1 protein-coding gene is annotated in these 566 nt (G+C 41.3%); it reads right to left on the bottom strand.

All coding sequences use genetic code 11. From position 1 onward, the window contains the following. Positions 1-256: TetR/AcrR family transcriptional regulator (locus KIV40_RS34360; protein WP_375164953.1), on the bottom strand; the 256-nt coding region annotated here is incomplete at its 3' end. Positions 257-566 lie beyond the last annotated feature (310 nt).

Raw genomic sequence — 566 nt, 5'->3', positions numbered from 1 at the left:
CTTGCGGGTTGCTGGATTGCTTTACTGCAGCACCGGCTTCGGCGGAAAGTTCATCGAGGGTTTTAGCAACCACGTGCAAAAGAAGCAGATTGTAGTTACCGAATACATTGACTAGGGTACTTGGCACATATCCGATCATATTCGCGATTTTCCGTAGGCTCAACTCATGATATGAGTGCTCCTCCAAAAATTGTGTAACAGTGTCTAATGTGAGCTGAACTAATTGCTCGCGCGTGTGATCGTTTCTTCTGGCCATGATGTATTTCTATTAATGAACAACGTTCAATATTTTAGTCCCCCCCTCTAGTAGGCGTCAATTGCTTTACTCAATAGGGGCTAAATTAATCTCAGCAATATTATGATACATGTGTAGCCGCTGTGAATATTTCATTGTTCATTGTTAACGAGTATGATTAAAGAGTCGAAAGATAACGAAACCTATAAAGGATAAGAATGAAACGATTTTTCTCACTAATCGCGATTCTGATGGTATCAGTCGCGGTGACACCAATCGCAGAGGCGAAAAAGTTTGGTGGTGGTAAGTCATTTGGTAAGAGTTTCAAAAC

Source organism: Vibrio sp. D173a (assembly GCF_030248475.1).
The sequence above is the reverse complement of the archived record's forward strand: the minus strand, read 5'-3'. Positions and strand labels throughout refer to the sequence as shown.